Here is a 25595-nt window from a genome sequence, read left to right as displayed (position 1 = left end):
ATCGGCCGTGATGCAGTCTAATATTTGAAGCATAAAATATTTAGACATCATCTAGATGGCGGTGTGATCCTGGGCAAAGGTGCCCGGCGCAGCCGGCAGGAGGCGACAGATGCGAGTGCTTTGTATTGGTGGTGGCCCGGCAGGCCTGTACTTCGGACTGCTGATGAAGCTGCAGGATCCGGCCAACGAGGTCATCGTGGTCGAGCGCAACCGGCCCTACGACACCTTCGGCTGGGGCGTGGTGTTCTCCGACGCCACCATGGACAACCTGAAGCAAGCCGACCCGGTCAGCGCCGCCGAGATCAACGCGGCCTTCAACCACTGGGACGATATCGACATCCATATCGGCGGGCGCACCATCCGCTCCGGCGGCCATGGCTTTATCGGCATCGGCCGCAAGCGCCTGCTCAATATCCTGCAGGCACGCTGCGAGGCGCTGGGCGTGAAGCTGGTGTTCGAGACCGATGTGTCCGACGACCAGGCGCTGGCGATGCAATACCAGGCCGACCTGGTGATCGCCTCGGACGGCCTGAACAGCCGCATCCGCACCCGCTACGCCGACACCTTCCAGCCTGACATCGACACGCGCCAGTGCCGCTTTGTCTGGATGGGCACGCACAAGCTGTTCGACGCCTTCACCTTTGCCTTCGAGAAGACCGAGCACGGCTGGTTCCAGGCGCACGCCTACCGCTTTGACGACACCACCTCGACCTTTATCGTCGAGGCGCCGGAGTCGGTCTGGCGCGCCGCGGGCATCGAGCAGATGAGCCAGGAAGAGGGCGTGGCCTACTGCGAGCGCCTGTTCGCGCGCTACCTCGATGGCAACAAGCTGATCACCAATGCGGCGCACCTGCGCGGCTCGGCGATCTGGATCCGCTTCCCGCGCGTGATCTGCCGCCAATGGGTGCATTGGAACACCTTGCCCGACGGCCGCCGCGTGCCGGTGGTGCTGATGGGCGATGCCGCGCACACCGCGCATTTCTCGATCGGTTCGGGCACCAAGCTGGCGTTGGAAGATGCCATTGACCTCGCCGAAGAAATCCGTGGCAGGGGTCATGACGGCCTGCCCGATGCACTGTCGCGCTACGAAGCCACGCGCGGCGTGGAAGTGCTGAAGATCCAGAACGCGGCGCGCAACTCGACCGAATGGTTCGAGAACGTCGAGCGCTACGCGGGCAGCCTGCCGCCGGAGCAGTTCGCCTATTCCCTGCTGACCCGCTCGCAGCGCATCTCGCATGAGAACCTGCGCGTGCGCGATGCGGACTATGTGGCGCAGTTCGAGCACTGGCTGGCGCGGCAGGCCGGCGTGCAACCGGAAAGCCTGCAGCTGCGCGAGCACCAGCCGCTGCCGCCGATGTTCACGCCGTTCCGCATGCGCGGCGTCACGCTGAAGAACCGCGTGGTGGTGTCGCCGATGGCGATGTACTCGTGCACCGACGGCGTGCCCGGCGACTTCCACCTGGTCCACCTGGGCTCGCGCGCGCTGGGCGGCGCCGGCATGGTGGTGGCGGAGATGACCTGCGTGTCGCCCGATGCGCGCATCACGCCGGGATGCCCGGGTTTGTGGAACGACGCACAGCGCGACGCCTGGCGCCGCATCGTCGACTTCGTGCATGCCAACAGCGATGCGCGCATCGCCATGCAGATCGGCCACTCGGGCCGCAAGGGCTCGACCCAGCTTGGCTGGGAGGCGATGGACCATCCTCTGCCGGAAGGCAACTGGCCGGTGATCTCGGCCTCGCCGCTGCCTTACCTGCCGGGCGAATCGCAGACCCCGCGCGAGATGACGCGCGCAGACATGGAGCGCGTTCGCGATGACTTCGTCGCCAGCGCGCGCCGCGCCGCGGAGGCCGGCTTCGACTGGCTGGAGCTGCACTGCGCGCACGGCTACCTGCTGTCGAGCTTTATCTCGCCGCTGAGCAATACCCGGGAAGACGAATACGGCGGTTCGCTGGCCGCGCGGCTGCGCTATCCGCTGGAGGTGTTTGCCGCGGTGCGCGCGGTGTGGCCGGAACACAAGCCGATGTCGGTGCGCATATCCGCGCACGACTGGGTCGAAGGCGGCATCACCCCCGACGACGCGATCGAGATCGCACGCGCCTTCAAGGCCGCCGGCGCCGACATGATCGACTGCTCGTCGGGCCAGGTCAGCCCGGACCAGGCTCCGGTCTACGGCCGCATGTACCAGACCCCGTTTGCCGACCGCATCCGCAACGAGGCCGGTATCGCCACCATTGCCGTGGGCGCGATCTTCGAGGCCGACCATGTCGACTCGATCATCGCCGCGGGCCGTGCCGACCTGTGCGCGATCGCGCGGCCGCACCTGGCCAACCCGGCCTGGACGCTGCAGGAAGCAGCGCGCATCGGCTACCGCGATATCGCCTGGCCCAAGCAGTACCAGGCCGGTAAGCGGCAACTGGAAACCAACCTGGAACGCGCCGCGGCGCAGGAGAAGCAGGGATGACGGGCAGCACGGGCTCACTGTCAGGGCGCCACGCGCTGGTCACCGGCGGCGGGCGCGGCATCGGCGCGGCCATCGCGCGCCGGCTGCTGGCCGACGGCGCCAGCGTGACGCTGCTGGGCCGCGATGCCGGCGCGTTGCAGGCGACCGTGCAAGCGCTGCGTGAGCTTGCCCCCGCAGGCGCCGTAGTCTCCTTTGTCACGGCCGATATTGCCGATGCCGACAGCGTGGCGCGCGCCTTTGCCGCCGCGGCTGACCAGGCCGGCCCGGTGTCGATGCTGGTCAACAACGCCGGCCAGGCACACAGCGCACCGTTCCTGAAGACCGATGCCGCGCTGTGGCAACGCATGCTGGACGTGAACCTGACCGGCACCTTCCTGTGCACGCAGGCGGCGCTGCCGGCGATGCTCGACGCGGGCTGGGGCCGCATCGTCAATGTGGCGAGCACGGCCGGCCTGATCGGCTACGGCTATGTCAGTGCCTATTGCGCGGCCAAGCATGGGGTGATTGGCCTGACGCGCGCGCTTGCGCTGGAAACCGCGGCCAAGGGCGTGACCGTCAACGCGGTCTGCCCGGGCTATACCGAAACCGACATCGTGCGCGACGCGGTGGCCAATATCGTCGGCAAGACCGGCCGCACCGAGGAACAGGCGCGCGCCGAGCTGGCCGCACGCAATCCGCAACGGCGGCTGGTGCAGCCCGAGGAAGTGGCCGACGCGGTGGCCTGGCTGTGCCAGCCATCCGCGGCCGCGATCACCGGCCAGGCGATCCCCGTCGCCGGCGGCGAAGTGATGGCGGGCTGAACCTCACCGACTGCAACAGACAACGAGAGAACCCATGACAGAGATCGCACTCGACATGCGCCACCACAAGCGCAGCTTTGCCGGCTACCAGCCGAAGCACTTCCTGTGGTCGGTGTCCGGCGACGGCAAGGTCGGCACCGTGACGCTGAACCGGCCGGAGCGCAAGAACCCGCTGACTTTCGATTCCTATGCCGAGCTGCGCGACCTGTTCCGCGGCCTGTGCTATGCCAGCGACATCAAGGCGGTGGTGGTGACGGGCGCCGGCGGCAACTATTGCTCGGGCGGCGACGTGCACGAGATCATCGGGCCTCTCACGCGCATGACCATGCCGGAGCTGCTCGACTTCACGCGCATGACCGGCGACCTGGTCAAGGCCATGCGCACCTGCCCGCAGCCGGTGGTGAGCGCGGTCGACGGCATCTGCGCCGGCGCCGGCGCGATGATGGCGCTGGCTTCCGACATGCGCCTGGGCACGGCGCAGGCCAAGACCGCGTTCCTGTTCACGCGCGTCGGCCTGGCCGGCGCCGACATGGGCGCGTGCACGCTGCTGCCGCGCGTGATCGGGCAGGGACGTGCCAGCGAGCTGCTCTACACCGGCCGCTCGATGAGCGCGGAAGAGGGCCTGCAGTGGGGCTTCTTCAATGCGCTGCATCCGTCCGATGCGGTGCTGGCCCAGGCGCAGGCGCTGGCTGCGCAACTGGCCGCCGGCCCGACCTTTGCGCACGGCGTGACCAAGAAGCTGCTGCACCAGGAATGGAACATGGGGCTGGACGAGGCCATCGAGGCCGAGGCCGAAGCCCAGGCCATCTGCATGCAGACGCGCGACTTCCGCCGCGCCTACGAGGCCTTCGTCGCCAAGACCAAGCCGGTGTTCGAAGGGGACTGAAGCGCCATGTCCGACAAGACCTATCTCGACCTGCCACTGTTCGACGACGCGCACCGCACACTGGAGCGCGAACTGGACGCCTGGTGCGCGCAACACCTCCATGTCGACCACAGCGATACCGACGCCGCCTGCCGCGCCCTGGTGCGCCAGCTGGGCGCGGCCGGCTGGCTGCGCTACTGCGTGCCGGCCGCGCACGGCGGCGCGCTGCCGGCGCTGGATTCGCGCTCGCTGTGCCTGCTGCGCGAGACCCTGGCGCGCCATGACGGCCTGGCCGATTTTGCCTTTGCCATGCAGGGGCTGGGCTCGGGCGCGATCTCGCTGGCCGGCAGCGATGCGCTGCGCGCGCATTACCTGCCGCGCGTGGCCCGTGGCGAGGCGATTGCCGCGTTTGCGCTGTCCGAGCCGGAGGCCGGTTCCGATGTGGCCGCGATGCAGTGCAGCGCACGGCTGTCGGACGACGGCAGCCACTATGTGATCGACGGCGCCAAGACCTGGATTTCCAACGGCGGCATAGCCGACTTCTACTGCGTGTTCGTGCGCACCGGCGAGGCGCCGGGCGCACGCGGCATCTCCGCCTTCGTGGTGGATGCCGATACGCCGGGCCTGACCATTGCCGAGCGCATCGACGTGATGGCGCCGCACCCGCTTGCCACGCTGCGTTTCGACAACTGCCGTGTGCCCGTGGGCAACCGGCTGGGCGAAGCAGGGCAGGGCTTCAAGGTGGCGATGATGACGCTCGACATTTTCCGTGCCTCGGTCGCGGCGGCGGCGCTGGGCTTTGGCCGCGCCGCGCTGGACGATGCACTGGCGCGCGCCTGCGCGCGCCCGATGTTCGGCGGCGTGCTGGCCGACCTGCAGCTGACCCAGGCCGCCATTGGCGACATGGCCACCGCGATCGACGCCGCGGCACTGCTGACCTACCGCGCGGCCTGGCTGCGCGATGTCAAGGGCCAGCGCACCACGCGCGAGGCGGCCATGGCCAAGATGGTGGCAACCGAGAACGCGCAGCAGGTGATCGACCGTGCGGTGCAGATGTTCGGTGGACTAGGCGTCAAGGTCGGCACGCGGGTGGAAAGCCTGTACCGCGAGATCCGCTCGCTGCGCATCTATGAAGGCGCCACCGAAGTGCAGAAGCTGATCATTGCGCGCGAGACGCTGGCCGGGCGCAAAGCCTGACGCGCCCGCGAGCTACCCACGAACTGCCGTACCGATACAGAGCAGACAGGAGACAAGCCATGGCGACCACAGCCCACCTCGATACCTTCGCGCGCGACCGCCTGCCGCCGCCCGATATGTGGCCGGTGTTCCGCTTCAATGCCGATACCGACTACCCGGAGCGGATGAATGCCGCGGTCGAGCTGGTAGACCGCCACGTGCGCGAAGGCCGCGGCGAGCGCATCGCCATCCGCCATCGCCGCGACGGACAGATCGAGACGGTCACGTATGCGCAGCTGGCGGCGCTGGTGAACCGCATCGCCCATGTGCTGGTCGAGGACATGCAGCTGGTGCCCGGCAGCCGCGTGCTGCTGCGCGGGCCCAACAACCTGATGATGGCCGCCAGCTGGCTGGCCACGCTCAAGGCGGGCCTGGTCGCGGTGCCGACCATGCCGCTGCTGCGCGCCAAGGAACTGAAGCAGATCATCGACAAGGCCCAGGTTGGCGCCGCGCTGTGCGATGCGCGGCTGCGCGAGGAGCTCGACGCCAACCAGCAGGCGGGCGGCGAATTCCACTGCCCGAGCCTGGCGCGCACGCTGTACTTCAACGGTGAAGGCGAGGGTTCGCTGGAGGCGGCAATGGCGGCCAAGGCAGATGCCTTCGAGGCCTGCGACACCGCCAGCGACGATGTCTGCCTGATCGCTTTTACCAGCGGCACCACCGGCCAGCCCAAGGGCACCATGCACTTCCATCGCGACGTGCTGGCGATGTGCGACCTGTTCCCGCGCCACGTGCTGCGCCCGCAGCCCGACGACGTGTTCTGCGGCACGCCGCCGATCGCGTTCACCTTCGGGCTGGGCGGCATGCTTTGTTTCCCGCTGCGCATCGGCGCCAGCGCCGTGCTGGCCGAGAAGCTGACGCCAGAGGCTCTGCTCGGGCTGATCCAGGATTTCCGCGCCACCATTGTCTTTACCGCCCCGACCTTCTACCGGCAGATGGCAGCGCTGGCGCCGCGCTACGACCTGTCCAGCCTGAAAAAGAGCGTGTCGGCCGGCGAAGCCCTGCCGGACGCCACGCGCCAGAGCTGGAAGGCGGCCACCGGCATCGAGATGACCGACGGCATCGGCGGTACGGAGATGATGCATATCTTTATCTCCAGCGCCGGCGCCGAGGTCAGGCCGGGCGCGATCGGGCGGGTGGTGCCGGGCTATGTCGCCCAGATCGTCGACGAGAACATGCAGCCCCTGCCGCCGGGGCAGGTCGGCAAGCTCGCGGTGCAGGGGCCGACCGGCTGCCGCTACCTGGACGATCCGCGCCAGTCCAACTATGTGAAGGCGGGCTGGAACCTGCCGGGCGATACCTTTTTCGTCGACGAGGACGGCTACTACTTCTACCAGGCGCGTTCGGACGACATGATCATCTCGGCCGGCTACAACATCGCCGGGCCGGAGGTGGAAAGCGCACTGATGCAGCATGAGGCAGTGGCCGAATGCGGTGTGGTCGGCGCGCCTGACGACGGGCGCGGCCAGGTGGTGATGGCCTATGTGGTGCTGCGCGAGGGCGTGGCAGCGGACGACGCTACCCGCACCGCGCTGCAGGACTACGTGAAGCGCCAGATCGCGCCCTACAAGTATCCGCGCCGCATTGTGTTCGTGCCGGCCCTGCCGCGCACCGAGACCGGCAAGCTGCAGCGCTTCCGGCTGCGGCAGATGGCGGAGCAGGGCAATGGCGGTGGCAATGGCGGCATCAACCAGGCGGGGAAGCCATGAGCCCCGTGTTCCGCAGCACCGTGCTGGTGCGCTTCAAGCACTGCGACGCCGCGGGCATCGTGTTCTATCCGCGCTATTTCGAGATGCTCAACGACCTGATCGAAGACTGGTTTAGCGAGGCGCTGGGCTGGCCCTTCGATGCCATGCATGGCGAGGGCCGCGCCGGCGTGCCGACCGCCGAGCTGGAGTGCCGCTTCCTGGCTCCGAGCCGGCTGGGCGAGGTGCTGACGCGCGAGCTGCGCGTGCTGAAGCTGGGCCAGTCCAGCTTTACCCTCGCGATCCGCTTCGCCGGCCCGCATGACGATACCCGCATGGAAGTGACGCAGCGGCTGGTCTGCGTCGATACCGGCTCGATTGCTCCGCAGCCATTGCCCGAGGCCGTGCGCGAGGCCATGTCGGCCTACCTGGTCGCGACGGCCTGAATCCCCGAATTCCATTCACTCATACAGATAATCAACAGGAAAACGCATTATGAACATCCTGCAGCCGCCCGACTGGGCGCCTCCGCGTGGCTACGCCAACGGCACCATGACCGAAATGCAGGTCGGCAGCCGCCTCCTCTTTGTCAGCGGCCAGATCGGCTGGACCGGCAAATGTGAATTCGAGACCGACGACTTCGGCCTGCAGGTGGCGCAGGCGCTGCGCAACGTGGTTGCCGTGCTGGCGGCCGGAGACGCGCTGCCTGAGCATATCGTGCGCATGACCTGGTATGTGAAGGACAAGGCGGAATATGTCGACGCCTACGGGGCGATCGGCCAGCATTACCGGGCCATCATCGGCCGCCACTTCCCGGCGATGACGGCGGTCGAAGTCGCGGACCTGGTGGAGCCGCGCGCCAAGGTTGAAATCGAGGTCACGGCGGTCGTGCCGCCGCAGGCGTAACGTAGCAGGCACAGGGCGGGACGGTGGCCGGCGGCATGGTGGCACCGCCGCCTGCCGCGTGCAAGTCCTTGAAAACTTGAGAAATTGGGTGGCGCGGGATATAATTCAAAAGTTTCGCTTTCAGAACCCTTCACCCTAGCGCCTACCGCTTTCCACCTTCCGCCGCCCCCAGCCGCGCCGCCTTTGCTGTCCGCACTCAATGTGACGCAAGGAGCATGTCGCAACCGGATCCGACCGCATCGGCGCAATGCCGCTGCCGCCGTCACGGATCCAGCCTGGGGGGCACGAGGCGTCGATTGGTCGGTCACGGGGTGAGTCCAGCAGGAGCCTACCCGTGTTACCGTCTTTTCCGTCCGCCATTCTCGCGCTTGCAGACGGCACGGTCTTTCGTGGCTATTCCATTGGCGCTTCCGGCCATACCATCGGTGAAGTGGTGTTCAACACCGCCATCACCGGTTACCAGGAAATCCTCACCGACCCGAGTTACTCCCGGCAGATCGTCACGCTGACGTATCCGCATATCGGTAACTACGGGGTCAATCCTGAGGATGTCGAAGCCACGAAAGTCCATGCCGCCGGCCTGATCATCAAGGATCTGCCGATCCTGGCCTCGAACTTCCGCAAGGAGCACACCCTTGCCCACTACCTGAAGCAGGAAAAGGTGGTGGCCATCGCCGGCATCGATACGCGCAAGCTGACGCGTATCCTGCGCGAGAAGGGTGCCCAGAACGGCTGCATCCTGGCCGGCGAAGACAATGTCCAGAAGGCCATCGACCTGGCCCGCTCGTTCCCCGGCCTGGCCGGCATGGACCTGGCCAAGGTGGTCTCGGTCAAGGAACCGTACGAGTGGACCCAGTCCGAGTGGAAGCTGGGCGAAGGCTACGGCAAGCAAGACCAGCCGCAGTTCCACGTGGTCGCCTATGACTACGGCGTCAAGTACAACATCCTGCGCATGCTGGCCGAGCGCGGCTGCAAGGTCACGGTGCTGCCCGCGCAGGCGAGCGCCGCCGACGCGCTGGCGCTGAATCCGGACGGCGTGTTCCTGTCCAACGGCCCCGGCGACCCCGAGCCGTGCGACTACGCCATCGCCGCCACGCGCGAATTCATCGAGCGCGGCATCCCGACCTTCGGCATCTGCCTGGGCCACCAGATCATGGCCCTGGCCGTTGGTGCCAAGACCCTGAAGATGAAGTTCGGCCACCATGGCGCCAACCACCCGGTCAAGGACCTGGACGATGGCCGCGTGGTGATCACGTCGCAGAACCATGGCTTCGCGGTCGACGCGGACACGCTGCCGTCGAACGTGCGCGTGACGCACAAGTCGCTGTTCGACGGTTCGCTGCAGGGTTTCACGCTGACCGACAAGCCGGCCTTCTGCTTCCAGGGCCACCCGGAAGCGTCGCCCGGCCCGAACGACGTGGCTTACCTGTTCGACCGCTTCATCAAGCTGATGACGGACGCGCGCAAATAAGCGGACGCGAGCAGAACAGCGCAGACCTCAGGGACATCCAATGAACGCCTTCATGCATACCGCTTTCGGCATCACCGATTTCTGGACCTATGTGCTGGGCACGATCTTTATCGTGCTGCTGCCGGGGCCGAACTCGATGTACGTGCTGTCGGTGGCGGCGCAGCGCGGCGTGCGCGCCGGCTACAAGGGCGCGTGCGGGGTGTTCCTGGGCGACTTCGTGCTGATGGTGCTGTCGGCGGCGGGCGTGGCCTCGCTGCTCAAGGCCAGCCCGGCGCTGTTCTACGTGGTGAAGTACATCGGCGCGGCCTACCTGGCGTGGATTGGTTTCAGCATGCTGCGCGGCGCGCTGCGCAACTGGGCTGCACGCGGCGATGCCGCCGCCGCCGCGCCGGTTAGCAAGGCCGACCAGTCCGACCCGTTCCGCAAGGCGTTGCTGATCAGCCTGCTGAACCCGAAGGCGATCCTGTTCTTCATCTCGTTCTTCATCCAGTTCGTTGACCCGGCCTTTGCTTACCCGGTGCTGTCGTTCTCCGTGCTGGGCCTGGTCGCCCAGTTCTGCAGCTTTGCCTACCTGACCACGATCATCTTCGTGGGCGCGAAGCTGGCCGACGCATTCCGGCGCCGCCGGCGCCTGTCGGCGGGCATGTCGAGCGGGGTGGGCGCGATGTTCATCGGCTTCGGCGCCAAGCTGGCGACGGCCACGATGAACTGAGCAAGACGATATTTTTGAATCCTGACGGATTCCCTGATTACCGGCGCGGTCCGCAGGCAAGGCGGGCCGGCCCATAAAGAGAGCGTGCAATGCCAAAACGCACAGACATCAAGAGCATCCTGATCATCGGGGCGGGCCCCATCATCATCGGCCAGGCGTGCGAGTTCGACTACTCCGGCGCCCAGGCCTGCAAGGCGCTGCGCGAGGAAGGCTTCAAGGTCATCCTGGTCAATTCGAACCCGGCGACCATCATGACCGACCCCAACACGGCCGATGTGACCTACATCGAGCCGATCACCTGGGAAGTGGTCGAGCGCATCATCGAGAAGGAACGCCCGGACGCGATCCTGCCGACCATGGGCGGCCAGACCGCGCTGAACTGCGCGCTGGACCTGCACCGCCACGGCGTGCTGGACAAGTACAAGGTCGAGCTGATCGGCGCGTCGCCGGAAGCCATCGACAAGGCCGAGGACCGCCAGAAGTTCAAGGACGCCATGACCAAGATCGGTCTGGGTTCGGCCAAGTCGGGCATCGCCCACTCGATGGACGAAGCCATGGCCGTGCAGTCGCGCATCGCCCAGGAAACCGGCAGCGGCGGCTACCCGATCGTGATCCGCCCGTCGTTCACGCTGGGCGGCAGCGGCGGCGGCATCGCCTACAACCGCGAAGAATTCGAAGAGATCTGCAAGCGCGGCCTGGACCTGTCGCCGACGCGCGAGCTGCTGATCGAAGAATCGCTGCTGGGCTGGAAAGAGTATGAGATGGAAGTGGTCCGCGACAAAAAGGACAACTGCATCATCATCTGCTCGATCGAGAACCTGGACCCGATGGGCATCCACACCGGCGACTCGATCACCGTCGCTCCGGCCCAGACCCTGACCGACAAGGAATACCAGATCCTGCGCAACGCCTCGCTGGCCGTGCTGCGCGAGATCGGCGTCGACACCGGCGGCTCCAACGTGCAGTTCTCGATCAACCCGAAGGACGGTCGCATGATCGTCATCGAGATGAACCCGCGCGTGTCGCGTTCGTCGGCGCTGGCCTCCAAGGCCACCGGCTTCCCGATCGCCAAGGTCGCGGCCAAGCTGGCCGTGGGCTACACGCTGGACGAGCTGAAGAACGAGATCACCGGCGGCGCGACCCCGGCTTCGTTCGAGCCGTCGATCGACTACGTGGTCACCAAGGTGCCGCGTTTCGCGTTTGAGAAATTCCCGCAGGCCGACAGCCACCTGACCACCCAGATGAAGTCCGTGGGCGAGGTGATGGCGATGGGCCGCACCTTCCAGGAATCGTTCCAGAAGGCCCTGCGCGGCCTGGAAGTGGGCGTGGACGGCCTGGACGAGAAGTCGTCGGACCGTGACGAGGTCGTCGAGGAAATCGGCGAAGCCGGCCCCGACCGCATCTGGTACGTGGGCGACGCGTTCCGCCTGGGCATGTCGCTGGAAGAGGTCTATGCCGAGACCGACATCGACCCGTGGTTCCTGGCCCAGATCGAAGACATCATCAAGACCGAAGGCCTGGTCAAGGCGCGCACGCTGGACAGCCTGTCGGCCGCCGAGCTGCGCTTCCTGAAGCAGAAGGGCTTCTCCGACCGCCGCCTGGCCAGGCTGCTGAAGACCGACGCCAAGGCCGTGCGCGAAGCGCGCATCGCCCAGAACGTGCGTCCGGTCTACAAGCGCGTGGACACCTGCGCGGCCGAGTTCGCCACCAACACCGCCTACATGTACTCGACCTACGAGGCCGAGCATGGCGAGTGCGAGGCTAACCCGACCGACAAGAAGAAGATCATGGTGCTGGGCGGCGGCCCGAACCGGATCGGCCAGGGCATCGAGTTCGACTATTGCTGCGTGCACGCCGCGCTGGCGCTGCGCGAAGACGGGTACGAGACCATCATGGTCAACTGCAACCCGGAAACCGTGTCGACCGACTATGACACCTCGGACCGCCTGTATTTCGAGCCGCTGACGCTGGAAGACGTGCTGGAAATCGTCGACAAGGAAAAGCCGGTCGGCGTGATCGTGCAGTACGGCGGCCAGACCCCGCTGAAGCTGGCGCTGGACCTGGAAGCCAACGGCGTGCCCATCATCGGCACCAGCCCAGACATGATCGACGCGGCCGAAGACCGCGAGCGCTTCCAGAAGCTGCTGCAGGAGCTGGGCCTGCGCCAGCCGCCCAACCGCACCGCTCGTGCCGAGGACGAAGCGCTGCGCCTGGCCGAAGAGATCGGCTACCCGCTGGTGGTGCGCCCGTCGTACGTGCTGGGCGGCCGCGCGATGGAAATCGTGCACGAGCCGCGCGACCTCGAGCGCTATATGCGCGAGGCCGTCAAGGTCTCGAACGATTCCCCGGTGCTGCTGGACCGCTTCCTGAACGACGCCATCGAGTGCGACGTCGATGCCATCTCCGACGGCAAGCGCGTCTTCATCGGCGGCGTGATGGAGCACATCGAGCAGGCTGGCGTGCACTCGGGCGACTCCGCCTGCTCGCTGCCGCCGTACTCGCTGTCGGCCGAGACCGTGGCTGAACTGAAGCGCCAGACCGCCGCCATGGCCCGCGCCCTGAATGTGATCGGCCTGATGAACGTGCAGTTCGCGATCCAGCAGAACGACGGCGTCGACACCGTCTACGTGCTGGAAGTGAACCCGCGCGCCTCGCGCACCGTGCCGTACGTGTCCAAGGCCACCGGCCTGCAGCTGGCCAAGATCGCTGCGCGCTGCATGGCCGGCCAGTCGCTGGACGAGCAGGGCATCGGCGAAGAGGTCATCCCGCCGTACTACAGCGTCAAGGAAGCGGTGTTCCCGTTCAACAAGTTCCCCGGCGTCGATCCGGTCCTCGGACCTGAAATGCGCTCGACCGGCGAAGTGATGGGCGTGGGCAAGGCCTTCGGCGAAGCGCTGTTCAAGAGCCAGCTGGCCGCGGGTTCGCGCCTGCCGGAAAAGGGCACCGTGCTGATCACCGTGAAGGACAGCGACAAGCCGCGCGCCGTCGGCGTGGCCCGCATGCTGCACGACATGGGCTACCCGATCGTTGCCACCCGCGGCACCGCGTCGGCCATCGAGGCCGCCGGCATCCCGGTGAAGGTGGTCAACAAGGTCAAGGACGGCCGTCCGCATATCGTGGACATGATCAAGAACGGCGAACTGGCGCTGGTGTTCACCACCGTGGACGAAACCCGCACCGCGATTGCCGATTCGCGCTCGATCCGGACCTCGGCGCTGGCCCACCGCATTCCTTACTACACCACCATCGCCGGCGCCCGCGCCGCGGTGGAGGGCCTGAAGCACATGCAGAGCCTGGAGGTCTACGACCTGCAGAGCCTGCACGCCTCGCTGGCCTGAAGCCCCGTAGGTAAGGCAAGCGGCACATCGCCACTGGCCGGGCGGGTTGCGCCCGGTCAAACCCAGGAAGCCCGCCGGAGTTGCTGCCGGCGGGCTTCCTGGCCTAAACTACGTCAAATTCGTCGATCGATGCGGCGTGCCCGCATTCGGTCCTGTCTGAAAGCCGCGGTTGAGCGGAAGTGCCCTGGCAGCATTCGCCAGGGATGGCTCCAGCTCCGCTGCGGCTCATTTTTTTGTTGAACGAAGACATGAGCACCATTCCGATTACCAAGCGTGGCGCAGAGCTCCTGAAGGAGGAGCTGCAGCGCCTGAAGGCTGTCGAGCGTCCGGCGGTGATCAATGCGATCTCGGAAGCCCGCGCACAGGGCGACCTGTCTGAAAACGCCGAATACGACGCCGCCAAGGAAAAGCAGGCCTTTATCGAAGGCCGCATCCTGGAAGTGGAGGCCAAGCTGTCGACCGCGCAGGTCATCGACCCGACCCAGCTGGACACCGACGGCCGCATCGTCTTTGGCGCGACCGTTGACCTGGAGGACCTGGAGTCCGGCAGTCCCGTCAGCTACCAGATCGTGGGCGATGATGAGGCCGACATCGACGTCGGCAAGATCTCGGTCAGCTCGCCCATCGCGCGTGCGCTGATCGGCAAGTTCGAAGGCGACGTCGCAATCGTGCTGGCCCCTGGCGGCGAGCGCGAGTACGAAGTCATTACCGTACGCTATATCTGACGCCGGCCCGGCCGGCAGGCTTGCACCTGGCCCGGCCCCCGGAAAGACCGGCACGTGTTCTCCAATTCCTATAGCAATCTGCCGCCGCTGCCGCACCGCATCTTCCTGCTGCTGACAGTGGTGTGGGCGGGCAGCCTCTGGACCGTCGGCTACATGGTGGCGCCGACGTTGTTTTCGGTGCTGCCCAGTCGCGAGATGGCGGGCATGATCGCCGGGCACCTGTTCCATACTGAGGCCATCGTCGGGGTCACCATCGGCGTGCTGCAGCTGGTGCTGTGCAACGTGATGATCCGGCGCGGCGCCCACCGCTATCGCGGCCTGCGCTGGCTGGTGCTGGGCATGCTGTGCTGCGTGCTGGCGGGCTACTTCGGCACCCAGCCGTTCATGGCCGGCCTGAAGGAAAAGGCGCTGGCGCTGGGCGTCGGCGTTTCGGGATCGCCTTACAAGGCGCAGTTCGGCATGCTGCACGGCGTGTCGAGCGCCTTCTACCTGCTGCAAAGCCTGCTGGCGCTGGTGCTGGTGTGGCGCGCTTCGGCGCCGCGTTCGGCCGGGGAGTGAGGCCGGCCGCCGGCACCGCCACAGGCGTGGCGTGCCGGCATCGGGGGCGCCTGGCGGCGACCCCGTCATGCTTCAGCTGATCGTGCTTAGCCCAGCGCCTTCTTCTTCTGGCTGGTCGGGCGCGCGCGCGAACGCTTCACATTGCCGCCGGCGGTGACGCGCTCGTTGCCAAGCACCGTGACTTCCTTGCGGGTCGGACGGCGGTTCGGCGCGGCGCTGGGCTTCTTGACCGTCACCGTGCGCGGGGCCGCGCCGCCGCGGCGGGCAGGGGTGTGGCGGCCCAGATCTTCGGCCTGGTTTTCCTTCAGGCGCGCTTCGCCCGGGCGCCAGACCACCAGCAGCTTGCCGATATGCTGGATCGGCGCGGCGCTGAGCTGGTCGCAGATTTCCTCGTAGATGGCGATGCGCGCATCGCGATCGTCGCCGAACACGCGGATCTTGATCAGGTCGTGGGCGGCCAGGCTGCGGTCGATCTCGGCCAGTACGGCACGGGTCAGGCCTTCGGCGCCGACCATCACGACCGGGTTCAGGGCATGGGCACGGGAGCGCAGGTCAGAGCGCTGGGCAGGGACTAGTTGTAGAGCGGGCATAGGTTGGCGCTGATTATTAGGCGCTTGAAATAGTGATAGAGCGCTGGGCGCTGGAAATCGGGCGCTGCAGCCCGCGCCGGTCGTGACACGGCGGGTCGGGCAAGGACAGGCTGCCGACGGCCGCCCGGGGGCGGCAAGCCGGCAGCTGATAAGGCGAGCCGGCGGTCGGGATGCGGATTGGCGCGTATTATCCGTCAATCCGGCACTGTCGGGCAGCAAAATCATCAAAACAGTAGGAAAACCTTCGCGGATGGCATTGACCGGCGGGCGGGGGCAGGGAACAGGCTGGTAACTGGCATGGCAAAAAACAAGTTCAATCATTCGTGGCTGCACGACCACATCAACGATCCGTACGTGAAAATGGCCCAGCGCGAGGGCTATCGTGCCCGCGCGGCCTACAAGCTCAAGGAGATCGACGAGCAGGACAAGCTGATCCGCCCGGGGCAGGTGATCGTCGACCTGGGCGCGGCGCCGGGCAGCTGGAGCCAGTACGCCCGCAACAAGCTGGCGGACTCGCCCCGGGCCAAGGACGGCAGGATCGATGGCGCCGTGGTCGCGATCGACCTGCTGCCGATGGAACCGGTCGCCGACGTCACTTTCATCCAGGGTGACTTCCGCGAGGAATCGGTCTTCCGCGAACTGGAAAGCGTGGTGCTGGACGCCTCCGGCGGTAACAAGATTGACCTTGTTTTGTCGGACATGGCCCCCAATTTGTCCGGTGTAGCCTTCGCCGATGCAGCACGGATCGAATACCTGTGCGACCTGGCGCTGGAATTTGCGCAGGCCCACCTTAAGCCGGAGGGGGCATTGCTGGTAAAGTGCTTCCACGGGAGTGGCTACAGCCAGATCGTGGAGAAGTTCAAACGGCATTTCAAAGTGGTTGCGAAACGCAAGCCCAAGGCGTCTCGCGACAAGTCTTCCGAAACCTTTATCCTTGGGCGCTACCTCAAGGCAGTGGATTGACCGGTCTCGATACAAGCCAGGGCGAAAAAAGAAGCGTGGAAAGTGCCCCACCCGGTGCTATCGGCATCATAGTTTCTCTGTTTCCCCCCGAGGGCGGGCGCTGCATTACAATGCAGCTATCCGTTGGCAAGGCAATTGCAAAGGAGTTCGGCCTTGAATAACAACCTGTTTCAAAAGGCGGCAATCTGGCTCGTGATCGCGCTGGTGTTGTTTACCGTCTTCAAGCAGTTCGACAAGCCCCGTGCGCAGGACAGCGTCACCTATTCGCAGTTCATGGATGACGCCAAGAACGGCAAGGTGTCGCGTGTCGACGTGCAGGGCCGCAACCTGGTGGTCTCGCCTAAGGAAGGCGCCAAGTACACCATCATCTCGCCGGGCGACATCTGGATGGTCGGCGACCTGATGAAGTACGGCGTCCAGGTGACCGGCAAGGCGGACGACGAACCCAACGTGCTGGTCCAGGCCCTGTATTACCTCGGGCCGACCCTGCTGATCATCGTGTTCTGGTTCTACATGATGCGTCAGATGCAGGGTGGCGGCAAAGGCGGCGCTTTCTCATTCGGCAAGTCGCGTGCGCGCCTGATCGACGAGAACCAGAACGCCGTCACGTTCCAGGACGTGGCCGGCTGCGACGAGTCCAAGGAAGAAGTGGTCGAGCTGGTCGACTTCCTGAAGGACCCGCAAAAGTTCCAGAAGCTGGGCGGGCGCATCCCGCGCGGCGTGCTGCTGGTCGGCCCTCCGGGTACCGGCAAGACGCTGCTGGCACGTGCCATCGCCGGCGAGGCCAAGGTGCCGTTCTTCAGCATCTCGGGTTCCGACTTCGTGGAAATGTTCGTTGGCGTGGGCGCGGCCCGTGTCCGCGACATGTTCGAGAACGCCAAGAAGCAGGCACCCTGCATCGTGTTCATCGATGAAATCGACGCGGTCGGCCGCCATCGTGGCGCCGGCATGGGCGGCGGCAACGACGAGCGCGAGCAGACCCTGAACCAGATGCTGGTCGAGATGGATGGCTTCGAGGCCAACTCGGGCGTGATCGTGATCGCCGCGACCAACCGTGCCGACGTGCTGGACAAGGCGCTGCTGCGTCCGGGCCGTTTCGACCGCCAGGTCTACGTGGGCCTGCCGGACATCCGCGGCCGCGAGCAGATCCTGAAGGTCCATATGCGCAAGGTGCCGATCGGCAACGATGTCGACGCCTCGATCATCGCGCGCGGCACCCCGGGCTTCTCGGGCGCGGACCTGGCCAACCTGGTCAACGAAGCTGCACTGTTTGCCGCCCGCCGGAGCAAGCGCGTGGTCGACATGCAGGACTTCGAGGACGCCAAGGACAAGATCTACATGGGTCCGGAGCGCAAGTCGACGGTCATGCGCGAGGAAGAGCGCCGGGCCACGGCTTACCACGAGTCGGGCCATGCGGTGGTGGCCAAGCTGCTGCCCAAGGCCGACCCGGTGCACAAGGTCACCATCATGCCGCGTGGCTGGGCGCTGGGCGTGACCTGGCAGCTGCCGGAGCATGACAAGTATTCGAAGTACAAGGACAGCATGCTGGAAGAGGTTGCCATCCTCTTCGGCGGCCGCGCGGCGGAAGAGGTCTTCCTCAACGCCATGAGCACCGGTGCTTCCAACGACTTCGAACGCGCCACCAAGCTTGCCCGCGACATGGTGACCCGCTTCGGCATGAGCGATTCGCTGGGGGCCATGGTCTACGTGGATACCGAGCAGGACGGCATGTTCGGCAAGCTGTCGTCGAAGACCGTGTCGGAAGCCACGCAGCAGAAGGTCGATGCCGAGATCCGCCGCATCATCGACGAGCAATACGCGCTGGCCAAGCGCCTGCTCGAAGAGAACCGCGACAAGGTCGAAGCCATGACCAACGCGCTGATGGAATGGGAAACCATCGATGCCGACCAGGTCAACGACATCATGGCCGGCAAGCCGCCGCGCCCGCCGCGCGGTGCGTCGGGCCAGAACGGCGGCGGCAGCACGCCTCCGGGCGGCTCGCCGGTGGCGCCGACCAACGCGCCCGCCACGGCCTGATCCTGGCTCGTCCACTGACGACGCCGTAGTGATGGCTGTGTAGTGCCTGTCCCTGAAGCCGGTGCCTGGTGCACCGGCTTTTCCTTTGGCGCGGCATCCGCCGCGCCCGGATTGAATCCAGCATTCCTACCTTGCAGCAGACTTCTCAGACCCGGTATTTCCAGTGCGGCCGTTTTCGCTTTGCCCTAGACCAGCGCCCGCTGGTGATGGGCATCCTCAACGTCACGCCCGATTCCTTCTCGGATGGCGGCCAGCATGCCAGCCGGGACGCGGCGCTGCGCCATGCCGGACAGATGATCGCCGAGGGCGTGGACATCATCGATATCGGCGGGGAATCGAGCCGGCCCGGTTCGGCGGCGCTGCCGCTGGAACACGAACTGGCGCGCGTGATCCCGGTGGTGGAAGCGCTGCGCGACTGCGGCAAGCCGCTGTCGGTCGACACCTACAAGCCCGAGGTCATGCGCGCCGCACTTGCGGCCGGAGCCGATCTCATCAACGATATCTGGGGTTTCCGCATGCCGGGCGCGGTCGAGGTCGTGGCGGCGGGGCAGGCAGGCCTGTGCGTGATGCATATGCAGCGCGATCCGCAGACCATGCAGGAAGACCCGCACTACGATGACGTGGTCGCCGAGGTCGCCGGGTTCCTTGCCGAGCGCATTGCCGTGCTGCGCGCTGCCGGCATCGACGATGCGCGCATCTCCCTCGATCCGGGGTTTGGCTTCGGCAAGACACCCGATCATAATCTGCGCCTGCTCGGCCAGCTGCCGCGGCTGGCGCTGGAGGGCCTGCCGGTGCTGGCGGGCATCTCGCGCAAGTCAACGCTGGGCGCGGTCCTCGGTGGCCGGCCGCCGCAGCAGCGTGTTGCGGCCAGCATTGCCGCCGCGGTGTGTGCGCTGGAGCGCGGAGCATTTATCGTGCGCGTGCATGATGTGGAGCAGACGGTGGATGCCGTGAAGACCTGGTGGGCGGTGCGCAACGAGTCCGTTGGCGCAGCCTGAACCAGCCGCGGCCACTGCAGACAGAACAACGACCAGAGTAAAGAAAGGGAATCAGCGAATGACACGCAAGTATTTCGGGACAGACGGCGTGCGGGGCAGGGTCGGCGAGGCGCCGATCACGCCGGACTTCGTGATGCGCCTGGGCCATGCGGCCGGCAAGGTGCTGGCCCACGGCGCCAAGACCGGGCAAGGCAAGCCGACCGTGCTGATCGGCAAGGACACGCGCATTTCCGGCTATATGCTGGAAGCGGCGCTGGAAGCCGGCTTCACCTCGGCCGGCGTGCACGTGCTGCTGACCGGCCCGCTGCCGACGCCGGGCATCGCCTACCTGACGCGGGCGCTGCGGCTGTCCGCAGGCGTGGTGATCTCGGCCAGCCACAATCCCTACTACGACAATGGCATCAAGTTCTTTTCGGCCGACGGCGACAAGCTGCCCGATGAGGTCGAGGCAGAGATCGAGGCTGCCATCGAAGAGCCGATGGTGTGCGCGCCATCCGATGACCTGGGCCGCGCGCGCCGCATCAACGATGCCCCCGGCCGCTATATCGAGTTCTGCAAGAGCACCTTCCCGCACGAACAGGACCTGTACGGCCTGAAGCTGGTGGTCGACTGCGCCCATGGCGCGGCCTACCACATCGCGCCGCACGTGTTCCATGAGCTGGGCGCCGACGTGGTTTCGATCGGCAACCAGCCGGACGGCCGCAATATCAACGACGGCTACGGCGCCACCGCGCCGGGCAAGCTGATTGAGGCAGTCAAGGCACATGGCGCTGACCTGGGCCTGGCCTTTGACGGCGACGCCGACCGCTTGCAGGTGGTGGATGCCGATGGCCGTCTCTACAACGGCGACGAACTGCTGTATCTGATCGTGCGCGACCGCCAGGCCGCCGGCCAGGCGGTGCCGGGTGCCGTGGGCACGCTGATGACCAATATGGCGGTGGAGCTGGCGCTCAAGCGCCAGGGCGTGGAATTCGTGCGCGCCAAGGTGGGCGACCGCTATGTGCTGGAAGAATTGAACAAGCGCCGCTGGACCCTGGGCGGCGAGGGCTCCGGCCACCTGCTGTGCCTGGACCGCCACAGCACCGGCGACGGCATCGTGTCGGCGCTGCAGGTGCTGGCCGCGCTGCGCCGCAGCGGCAAGACCCTGGCGCAGTTGCTCGAGGGCGTAAGGCTGTTCCCGCAGACGCTGATCAATGTGCGCGTGCAGAAGGGCTTCGACTGGCAGTCGCATGCCGGCCTGCAGGCCGCACGCGCGGCGGTCGAGCCTGAGCTGGAGGGCCGCGGCCGGGTGCTGATCCGTGCCTCCGGCACCGAACCTGTAGTGCGCGTGATGGTCGAGGCCGAGCAGGCCGAAATGGCCGAGCGCGCGGCCAGGCGGCTGGCGGATGCCCTGGGGGCCTGATACGCCGCACCCTGACCAGGAACGCCGGGCTAGTCCCGGCGTTTTTTTGTCTGATAACGCAATTAACCGCCGTCATATTGCGCTGCCATGACAGCCGGATGGCAGCGGCGATCCCTTGCTGGAGGCCGGTTCCAAGAAGATTTGAAGATGTCACGGAATTGTCATACAGGGAGCATAGAGTTCGTCTTGTCAAAAATTTGTCATTCCCAACCAATGTTCTCTGGAGGACATATGAAGCTGGTCAAGACTGCCGTGGCAGGCATCGTTTCGATGGTGGTGGCGGGTACTGCGTTCGCGGCGGAAATTACCGGTGCAGGCGCTTCTTTCCCGGCGCCCGTGTATTCCAAGTGGGCCGACGCATACCAAAAAGCAACGGGTAACAAGGTCAACTATCAATCCATCGGCTCGTCGGGCGGGATCAAGCAGATCGGCGCCAAGACGGTCGATTTCGGTGCCTCGGACGCGCCGCTGAAGGACGAGGACCTGAACAAGCAGGGCCTGGTCCAGTTCCCCACCGTGATCGGCGGCGTGGTGCCGGTGATCAACCTGCAGGGCGTGAAGCCGGGCGAACTGACCATCACGGGCGAAGTGCTGGCCAACATCTACCTGGGCAAGATCAAGAAGTGGGATGACCCCGCGATCAAGGCGCTGAACCCGCAAGCCAAGCTGCCGAGCCAGGACATCCTGCCGGTGCGCCGCGCCGACGGTTCGGGCACGACCTTCATCTTCACCAACTACCTGTCCAAGGTCAGCCCGGACTGGAAGAGCGCGGTGGGCGAAGGCACCACGGTCAACTGGCCGGGCGGCGGCACCGGCGGCAAGGGCAACGAGGGCGTGGCCGCCTTCGTGCAGCGCCTGAACGGCGCGATCGGCTATGTCGAGTACGCCTACGCCAAGCAGAACAAGATGACCCACCTGAACATGAAGAACGCGTCGGGTGCCGTGGTCAAGCCGGGTGACGACGCCTTCAAGGCCGCCGCCGCCGGTGCGGACTGGAGCAAGACCTACTACCAGATCCTGACCAACCAGTCGGGCAAGGACGCCTGGCCGATCGCCGGCGCCACCTTCATCCTGGTCCACAAGAACCAGGAAAAGTCCGCGCAGGGTGCCGAAGTGCTGAAGTTCTTCGACTGGGCCTACAAGAGCGGCGCCAACATGGCCGCCGACCTCGACTACGTGCCGCTGCCGGAAAACGTTGTGAACCAGATCCGTTCGACCTGGAAGACCAGCGTCAAGGACGCCTCGGGCAAGGCGCTGTACTGATCCTGACGGCATCGCCGGCCCCGCATGAGTGCGGGGCCGGTGGCCGGGCTGCCCGAAACTGGCCCGGACACCGGGCTCCCGCCCAGGCGGGAGCGGCGATCCACCCTGAATTCCCGACATGGCGACTACCCCCTCCGAGATCCGCAACGTCCAGCCCCCGAGCCGCATGGGCGACATCCTGTTCGGCGGCCTGACGCGGGGCGCCGCGATCGTGACGCTGCTGCTGCTGGGCGGCATCATCGTCTCACTCGCGATCAGCGCCTGGCCGTCGATCCAGACTTTCGGCGCGCGCTTCCTGTGGACCGCGGAGTGGGATCCTCCCGCCGATGTCTATGGCGCGCTGGTGCCCATCTATGGCACCGTCGTGACCTCGCTGATCGCGCTGATCATTGCGGTGCCGGTGAGCTTCGGCATCGCGCTGTTCCTGACCGAGCTGTCGCCGGCCTGGCTGCGCCGCCCGCTGGGCACGGCCATCGAGCTGCTCGCTGCAGTGCCGTCGATCGTCTACGGCATGTGGGGCCTGCTCGTGTTCGCGCCGATCTTCGGCGAGTATTTCCAGAAGCCCCTGGCCGCCACGGTGGGCCAGCTGCCGGTGGTCGGCAAGCTGTTCCAGGGCGCGCCGCTGGGCATCGGCCTGCTGTGCGCGGGCGTGATCCTGGCGATCATGATCATCCCCTACATCGCTTCGGTGATGCGCGACGTGTTTGAAGTCACCCCGGTGCTGCTCAAGGAATCCGCCTACGGCGTGGGCTGCACCACCTGGGAAGTGATGTGGAACGTGGTGCTGCCCTACACCCGAGCCGGCGTCATCGGCGGCGTGATGCTGGGCCTGGGCCGCGCACTGGGCGAGACCATGGCCGTCACCTTCGTGATCGGCAACACCAACCTGCTGGACAGCGCCTCGCTGTTCTCGCCGGGCAACAGCATCACCTCGGCGCTGGCCAACGAGTTCGCCGAAGCCGGCGCCGGCCTGCACACCGCCGCGCTGATGGAGCTGGGCCTGATCCTGTTCTTCATTACCTTCGTGGTGCTGGCGCTGTCCAAGCTGCTGCTGCTGCGACTGGCAAAGAATGAGGGAACCAAATGAGCGCGAGTCAGACCGTGTCTACCGTATCGATCCCGGCGGTCCGCCCCGACGCGGATGCCATCCGCACCCGGCTGCAGGCGCGCCGCCGCCGCACCAACCTGTACGCACTGACCGCCTCGCTGGCGGCGATGGTCTTCGGCCTGTTCTGGCTGGCGTGGATCCTGTGGACCACCATCACGCTGGGCGTGGGCGGCCTGTCGCTGGACTTGTTCACGCAGATGACGCCGGCGCCGAATACCGCCGGCGGCGGCCTGGCCAATGCCATCTTCGGCAGCTTCGTGATGGTCGGCATGGCCACGCTGTTTGGCACGCCGCTGGGCATCCTGGCCGGCATCTACCTGGCCGAGTACGGCAAGAGCTCGCCGCTGGCCAGCTTTATCCGCTTTATCAACGACATCCTGCTGTCGGCGCCGTCGATCGTGATCGGCCTCTTTGTCTACGCGCTGGTGGTGACCCGCATGGGCCACTTCTCGGGCTGGGCCGGGATCTGCGCGCTGGCGCTGCTGCAGGTGCCGATCGTGGTGCGCACCACCGAGAACATGCTCAACCTGGTGCCCAACGCGCTGCGCGAGGCCGCCTTCGCACTCGGCACGCCCAAGTGGAAGATGGTGCTGTCGATCACGGTGAAGTCATCCTATGCCGGGATTGTGACCGGGGTGTTGCTGGCCGTCGCCCGTATCGCCGGCGAGACCGCGCCGCTGCTGTTCACCGCGCTGTCCAACCAGTTCTGGACCAGCGACCTGAACAAGCCGATGGCCAACCTGCCGGTGACGATCTTCCGCTTTGCCATGAGTCCGTTCACCGAATGGCAGCAGCTGGCCTGGGCGGGTGTGTTCCTGATTACGCTCGGCGTGCTGGCCCTGAATATCCTGGCGCGCATCCTGTTCAAGAAATAAGCGGCGCGGCCGGTAATCCGTCCCGCCCCAAAGACTGCAAGCGAGAAACGCAATGACCTCCACCGTCATCGACATTCCCGATTCGGTACGCGCCAAGATCGACGTGCGCAACCTGAACTTCTACTACAGCCAGTTCCATGCGCTGAAAGACATCAACATGTCGATCCCGGACCGCAAGGTCACGGCCTTTATCGGGCCGTCGGGCTGCGGCAAGTCGACGTTGCTGCGCACCTTCAACAAGATGTATGCGCTGTATCCCGAGCAGCGCGCCGAGGGTGAGATCAACATGGACGGCGAAAACCTGCTGACCGCCCGCCAGGACATCGCGCTGCTGCGCGCCAAGGTCGGCATGGTGTTCCAGAAGCCGACGCCGTTCCCGATGTCGATCTACGACAACATCGCCTTCGGCGTGCGTCTGTTCGAGAAGCTGTCGCGCTCGGAAATGGACGACCGCGTGGAATGGGCGCTGACCAAGGCGGCGCTGTGGAACGAAGCCAAGGACAAGCTGCACCAGTCGGGCTACGGCCTGTCCGGCGGCCAGCAGCAGCGCTTGTGCATCGCGCGTGGCATTGCCATCCGCCCCGAAGTGCTGCTGCTGGACGAACCGTGCTCGGCGCTGGACCCGATCTCCACCGGCCGCATCGAAGAACTGATCGCGGAACTGAAGGATGAGTACACCGTGGTGATCGTCACCCACAACATGCAGCAGGCCGCGCGCTGCTCGGACTACACCGCCTACATGTACCTGGGCGAGCTTATCGAGTTCGGCGAGACCGAGAAGATCTTCATCAAGCCGCACCGCAAGGAAACGGAAGACTACATTACCGGCCGGTTCGGCTGATCGTCACCGCAGGGCGTAGCATATCCATAAGCGGCCAGGAGAATCCCATGCCAGACAAGCACCTGTCGACCCAGTTCGACGCTGACCTCAACGCGATCAACACCAAGCTGCTGCAGATGGGCGGCCTGGTCGAGTCGCAGATCGAGCTCGCCATGCGCGCGCTGGCCGACTTCGACGGCGAGACCGCCGACCAGGTCATCGCCCGGGAGATCCAGCTCAACGCGCTGGAAGTCGAGATCGATGCCGACTGCGGCAACATCATTGCCCGGCGCCAGCCGACCGCGCGCGACCTGCGCCTGGTGATGGCCATCTCCAAGACCATCACCAACCTGGAGCGAGCCGGCGACGAGGCCGAGAAGATCGCCAAGCGCACCAAGCACATCATGGAAGACGCGTCGGCGCACAGCATCAACTACGCCGAGGTCAAGCTCTCGGGCGAGATGGCGATCTCGCTGCTGCGCCAGGCACTGGACGCCTTTGCGCGCCTGGACACCGTGGCGGCGGCGCGCATCGTCAAGGACGACAAGGCCATCGACGAGGAATTCCGCGGCTTCGTGCGCAAGCTGATCACGTACATGATGGAAGACCCTCGTACGATCTCGGTCGCGCTGGATTTCCTGTTTATTGCCAAGGCGGTGGAGCGCATTGGCGATCACGCCAAGAATATCGCGGAATTTATCATTTACATTGTCAAGGGGACGGACGTCCGCCATGTCTCGCGCGAGGACATGGAGCGCGAAGCGCTGAGCTGAACTCAG

The 25595-nt window shown here is 65.9% G+C and carries 22 protein-coding genes; 21 read left to right on the top strand and 1 reads right to left on the bottom strand.

What is annotated here, in order from left to right:
- Positions 1–109: 109 nt before the first annotated feature.
- The 12 genes from CF68_RS10530 to CF68_RS10475 all read left to right on the top strand — a co-directional run bounded on the left by CF68_RS10530 (position 110) and on the right by CF68_RS10475 (position 14760).
- Positions 110–2464, top strand: coding sequence for a bifunctional salicylyl-CoA 5-hydroxylase/oxidoreductase (locus CF68_RS10530; RefSeq protein ID WP_035818249.1), 2355 nt, complete (start codon positions 110–112; stop codon positions 2462–2464).
- A complete protein-coding gene (locus CF68_RS10525; RefSeq protein WP_035818246.1) occupies positions 2461–3264 on the top strand; it encodes an SDR family NAD(P)-dependent oxidoreductase in 804 nt (267 codons plus the stop codon). Before CF68_RS10530 ends, CF68_RS10525 begins: the two co-directional genes overlap by 4 nt.
- 34 nt (positions 3265–3298) lie before the next feature.
- Complete coding sequence (locus CF68_RS10520) at positions 3299–4150, top strand: enoyl-CoA hydratase family protein (protein ID WP_035818242.1); 852 nt, start codon at positions 3299–3301, stop codon at positions 4148–4150.
- Positions 4151–4156: 6 nt separating this feature from the next.
- Entirely contained in the window at positions 4157–5326 is a 1170-nt protein-coding gene (locus tag CF68_RS10515) for an acyl-CoA dehydrogenase family protein (protein ID WP_035818240.1), read from the top strand.
- 59 nt (positions 5327–5385) lie between these two features.
- Positions 5386–7074: an AMP-binding protein gene (locus CF68_RS10510; protein WP_035818238.1), complete on the top strand. Its 1689-nt coding sequence runs from the start codon at positions 5386–5388 to the stop codon at positions 7072–7074.
- Positions 7071–7496, top strand: a complete 426-nt coding sequence (locus CF68_RS10505) for a thioesterase family protein (RefSeq protein ID WP_035818236.1) — start codon at positions 7071–7073, stop codon at positions 7494–7496. Before CF68_RS10510 ends, CF68_RS10505 begins: the two co-directional genes overlap by 4 nt.
- A gap of 49 nt (positions 7497–7545) precedes the next feature.
- Complete coding sequence (locus tag CF68_RS10500) at positions 7546–7956, top strand: RidA family protein (protein WP_035818234.1); 411 nt, start codon at positions 7546–7548, stop codon at positions 7954–7956.
- Between the two features lie 334 nt (positions 7957–8290).
- On the top strand, positions 8291–9427 hold the full coding sequence (carA, locus tag CF68_RS10495) for a glutamine-hydrolyzing carbamoyl-phosphate synthase small subunit (protein WP_035818232.1): 1137 nt from the start codon (positions 8291–8293) through the stop codon (positions 9425–9427).
- A gap of 40 nt (positions 9428–9467) precedes the next feature.
- Positions 9468–10139, top strand: coding sequence for a leucine efflux protein LeuE (gene leuE / locus CF68_RS10490; RefSeq protein ID WP_035818229.1), 672 nt, complete (start codon positions 9468–9470; stop codon positions 10137–10139).
- Positions 10140–10228: 89 nt separating this feature from the next.
- A complete protein-coding gene (gene carB / locus CF68_RS10485; RefSeq protein ID WP_035818226.1) occupies positions 10229–13477 on the top strand; it encodes a carbamoyl-phosphate synthase large subunit in 3249 nt (1082 codons plus the stop codon).
- Between the two features lie 248 nt (positions 13478–13725).
- Positions 13726–14202, top strand: coding sequence for a transcription elongation factor GreA (greA, locus tag CF68_RS10480; RefSeq protein WP_035818223.1), 477 nt, complete (start codon positions 13726–13728; stop codon positions 14200–14202).
- Positions 14203–14256: 54 nt separating this feature from the next.
- Positions 14257–14760 (top strand): DUF4149 domain-containing protein, encoded by a 504-nt coding sequence (locus CF68_RS10475; RefSeq protein WP_035818221.1) that lies wholly within the window; start codon positions 14257–14259, stop codon positions 14758–14760.
- A gap of 86 nt (positions 14761–14846) precedes the next feature.
- Here the strand turns inward: CF68_RS10475 and CF68_RS10470 are convergent, their stop codons facing one another.
- The gene (locus tag CF68_RS10470; RefSeq protein ID WP_010814317.1) at positions 14847–15350 is read right to left on the bottom strand and encodes a YhbY family RNA-binding protein; all 504 of its coding nucleotides are present in this window, start codon (positions 15348–15350) and stop codon (positions 14847–14849) included.
- Between the two features lie 297 nt (positions 15351–15647).
- On the opposite strand from CF68_RS10470, the gene CF68_RS10465 reads away from it, so the two are divergent.
- From CF68_RS10465 to phoU, 9 genes are all read left to right on the top strand, one after another.
- Positions 15648–16313 carry an RlmE family RNA methyltransferase gene (locus CF68_RS10465; protein WP_010814316.1) on the top strand — a complete coding sequence of 222 codons (666 nt, stop codon included), beginning with the start codon at positions 15648–15650 and terminating at the stop codon, positions 16311–16313.
- 153 nt (positions 16314–16466) lie between these two features.
- Positions 16467–18350, top strand: a complete 1884-nt coding sequence (gene ftsH, locus CF68_RS10460; protein ID WP_018309307.1) for an ATP-dependent zinc metalloprotease FtsH — start codon at positions 16467–16469, stop codon at positions 18348–18350.
- A 131-nt stretch (positions 18351–18481) separates the two neighbouring features.
- Positions 18482–19348, top strand: a complete 867-nt coding sequence (folP, locus tag CF68_RS10455; RefSeq protein ID WP_035818220.1) for a dihydropteroate synthase — start codon at positions 18482–18484, stop codon at positions 19346–19348.
- Positions 19349–19406: 58 nt separating this feature from the next.
- Positions 19407–20750, top strand: a complete 1344-nt coding sequence (glmM, locus tag CF68_RS10450) for a phosphoglucosamine mutase (RefSeq protein WP_035818217.1) — start codon at positions 19407–19409, stop codon at positions 20748–20750.
- Positions 20751–20981: 231 nt separating this feature from the next.
- On the top strand, positions 20982–22013 hold the full coding sequence (gene pstS / locus CF68_RS10445; protein WP_035818214.1) for a phosphate ABC transporter substrate-binding protein PstS: 1032 nt from the start codon (positions 20982–20984) through the stop codon (positions 22011–22013).
- A 118-nt stretch (positions 22014–22131) separates the two neighbouring features.
- Positions 22132–23100 carry a phosphate ABC transporter permease PstC gene (pstC, locus tag CF68_RS10440; protein ID WP_035818212.1) on the top strand — a complete coding sequence of 323 codons (969 nt, stop codon included), beginning with the start codon at positions 22132–22134 and terminating at the stop codon, positions 23098–23100.
- A complete protein-coding gene (pstA, locus tag CF68_RS10435) occupies positions 23097–23996 on the top strand; it encodes a phosphate ABC transporter permease PstA (protein WP_035818210.1) in 900 nt (299 codons plus the stop codon). The genes pstC and pstA overlap by 4 nt, the downstream gene beginning before the upstream one ends.
- A gap of 52 nt (positions 23997–24048) precedes the next feature.
- Positions 24049–24837, top strand: a complete 789-nt coding sequence (gene pstB, locus CF68_RS10430; protein WP_013957282.1) for a phosphate ABC transporter ATP-binding protein PstB — start codon at positions 24049–24051, stop codon at positions 24835–24837.
- Between the two features lie 47 nt (positions 24838–24884).
- Positions 24885–25589: a phosphate signaling complex protein PhoU gene (gene phoU / locus CF68_RS10425; protein WP_018309301.1), complete on the top strand. Its 705-nt coding sequence runs from the start codon at positions 24885–24887 to the stop codon at positions 25587–25589.
- Positions 25590–25595: the final 6 nt, after the last annotated feature.

The sequence above is a fragment of the Cupriavidus sp. SK-4 genome (assembly GCF_000611125.1).
Lineage (GTDB): Bacteria > Pseudomonadota > Gammaproteobacteria > Burkholderiales > Burkholderiaceae > Cupriavidus > Cupriavidus necator.
Note: the sequence above shows the minus strand (reverse complement) of the source record. Positions and strands in the feature narration are given on the sequence as shown.

Coding starts and splice junctions, on each gene's coding strand:
- CF68_RS10530 (WP_035818249.1), top strand. CDS start 110: ATGCGAGTGCTTTGTATTGGTGGTGGCCCGGCAGGCCTGTACTTCGGA.
- CF68_RS10525 (WP_035818246.1), top strand. CDS start 2,461: ATGACGGGCAGCACGGGCTCACTGTCAGGGCGCCACGCGCTGGTCACC.
- CF68_RS10520 (WP_035818242.1), top strand. CDS start 3,299: ATGACAGAGATCGCACTCGACATGCGCCACCACAAGCGCAGCTTTGCC.
- CF68_RS10515 (WP_035818240.1), top strand. CDS start 4,157: ATGTCCGACAAGACCTATCTCGACCTGCCACTGTTCGACGACGCGCAC.
- CF68_RS10510 (WP_035818238.1), top strand. CDS start 5,386: ATGGCGACCACAGCCCACCTCGATACCTTCGCGCGCGACCGCCTGCCG.
- CF68_RS10505 (WP_035818236.1), top strand. CDS start 7,071: ATGAGCCCCGTGTTCCGCAGCACCGTGCTGGTGCGCTTCAAGCACTGC.
- CF68_RS10500 (WP_035818234.1), top strand. CDS start 7,546: ATGAACATCCTGCAGCCGCCCGACTGGGCGCCTCCGCGTGGCTACGCC.
- leuE (WP_035818229.1), top strand. CDS start 9,468: ATGAACGCCTTCATGCATACCGCTTTCGGCATCACCGATTTCTGGACC.
- carB (WP_035818226.1), top strand. CDS start 10,229: ATGCCAAAACGCACAGACATCAAGAGCATCCTGATCATCGGGGCGGGC.
- greA (WP_035818223.1), top strand. CDS start 13,726: ATGAGCACCATTCCGATTACCAAGCGTGGCGCAGAGCTCCTGAAGGAG.
- CF68_RS10470 (WP_010814317.1), bottom strand. CDS start 15,350: ATGCCCGCTCTACAACTAGTCCCTGCCCAGCGCTCTGACCTGCGCTCC.
- CF68_RS10465 (WP_010814316.1), top strand. CDS start 15,648: ATGGCAAAAAACAAGTTCAATCATTCGTGGCTGCACGACCACATCAAC.
- glmM (WP_035818217.1), top strand. CDS start 19,407: ATGACACGCAAGTATTTCGGGACAGACGGCGTGCGGGGCAGGGTCGGC.
- pstS (WP_035818214.1), top strand. CDS start 20,982: ATGAAGCTGGTCAAGACTGCCGTGGCAGGCATCGTTTCGATGGTGGTG.
- pstC (WP_035818212.1), top strand. CDS start 22,132: ATGGCGACTACCCCCTCCGAGATCCGCAACGTCCAGCCCCCGAGCCGC.
- pstA (WP_035818210.1), top strand. CDS start 23,097: ATGAGCGCGAGTCAGACCGTGTCTACCGTATCGATCCCGGCGGTCCGC.
- pstB (WP_013957282.1), top strand. CDS start 24,049: ATGACCTCCACCGTCATCGACATTCCCGATTCGGTACGCGCCAAGATC.
- phoU (WP_018309301.1), top strand. CDS start 24,885: ATGCCAGACAAGCACCTGTCGACCCAGTTCGACGCTGACCTCAACGCG.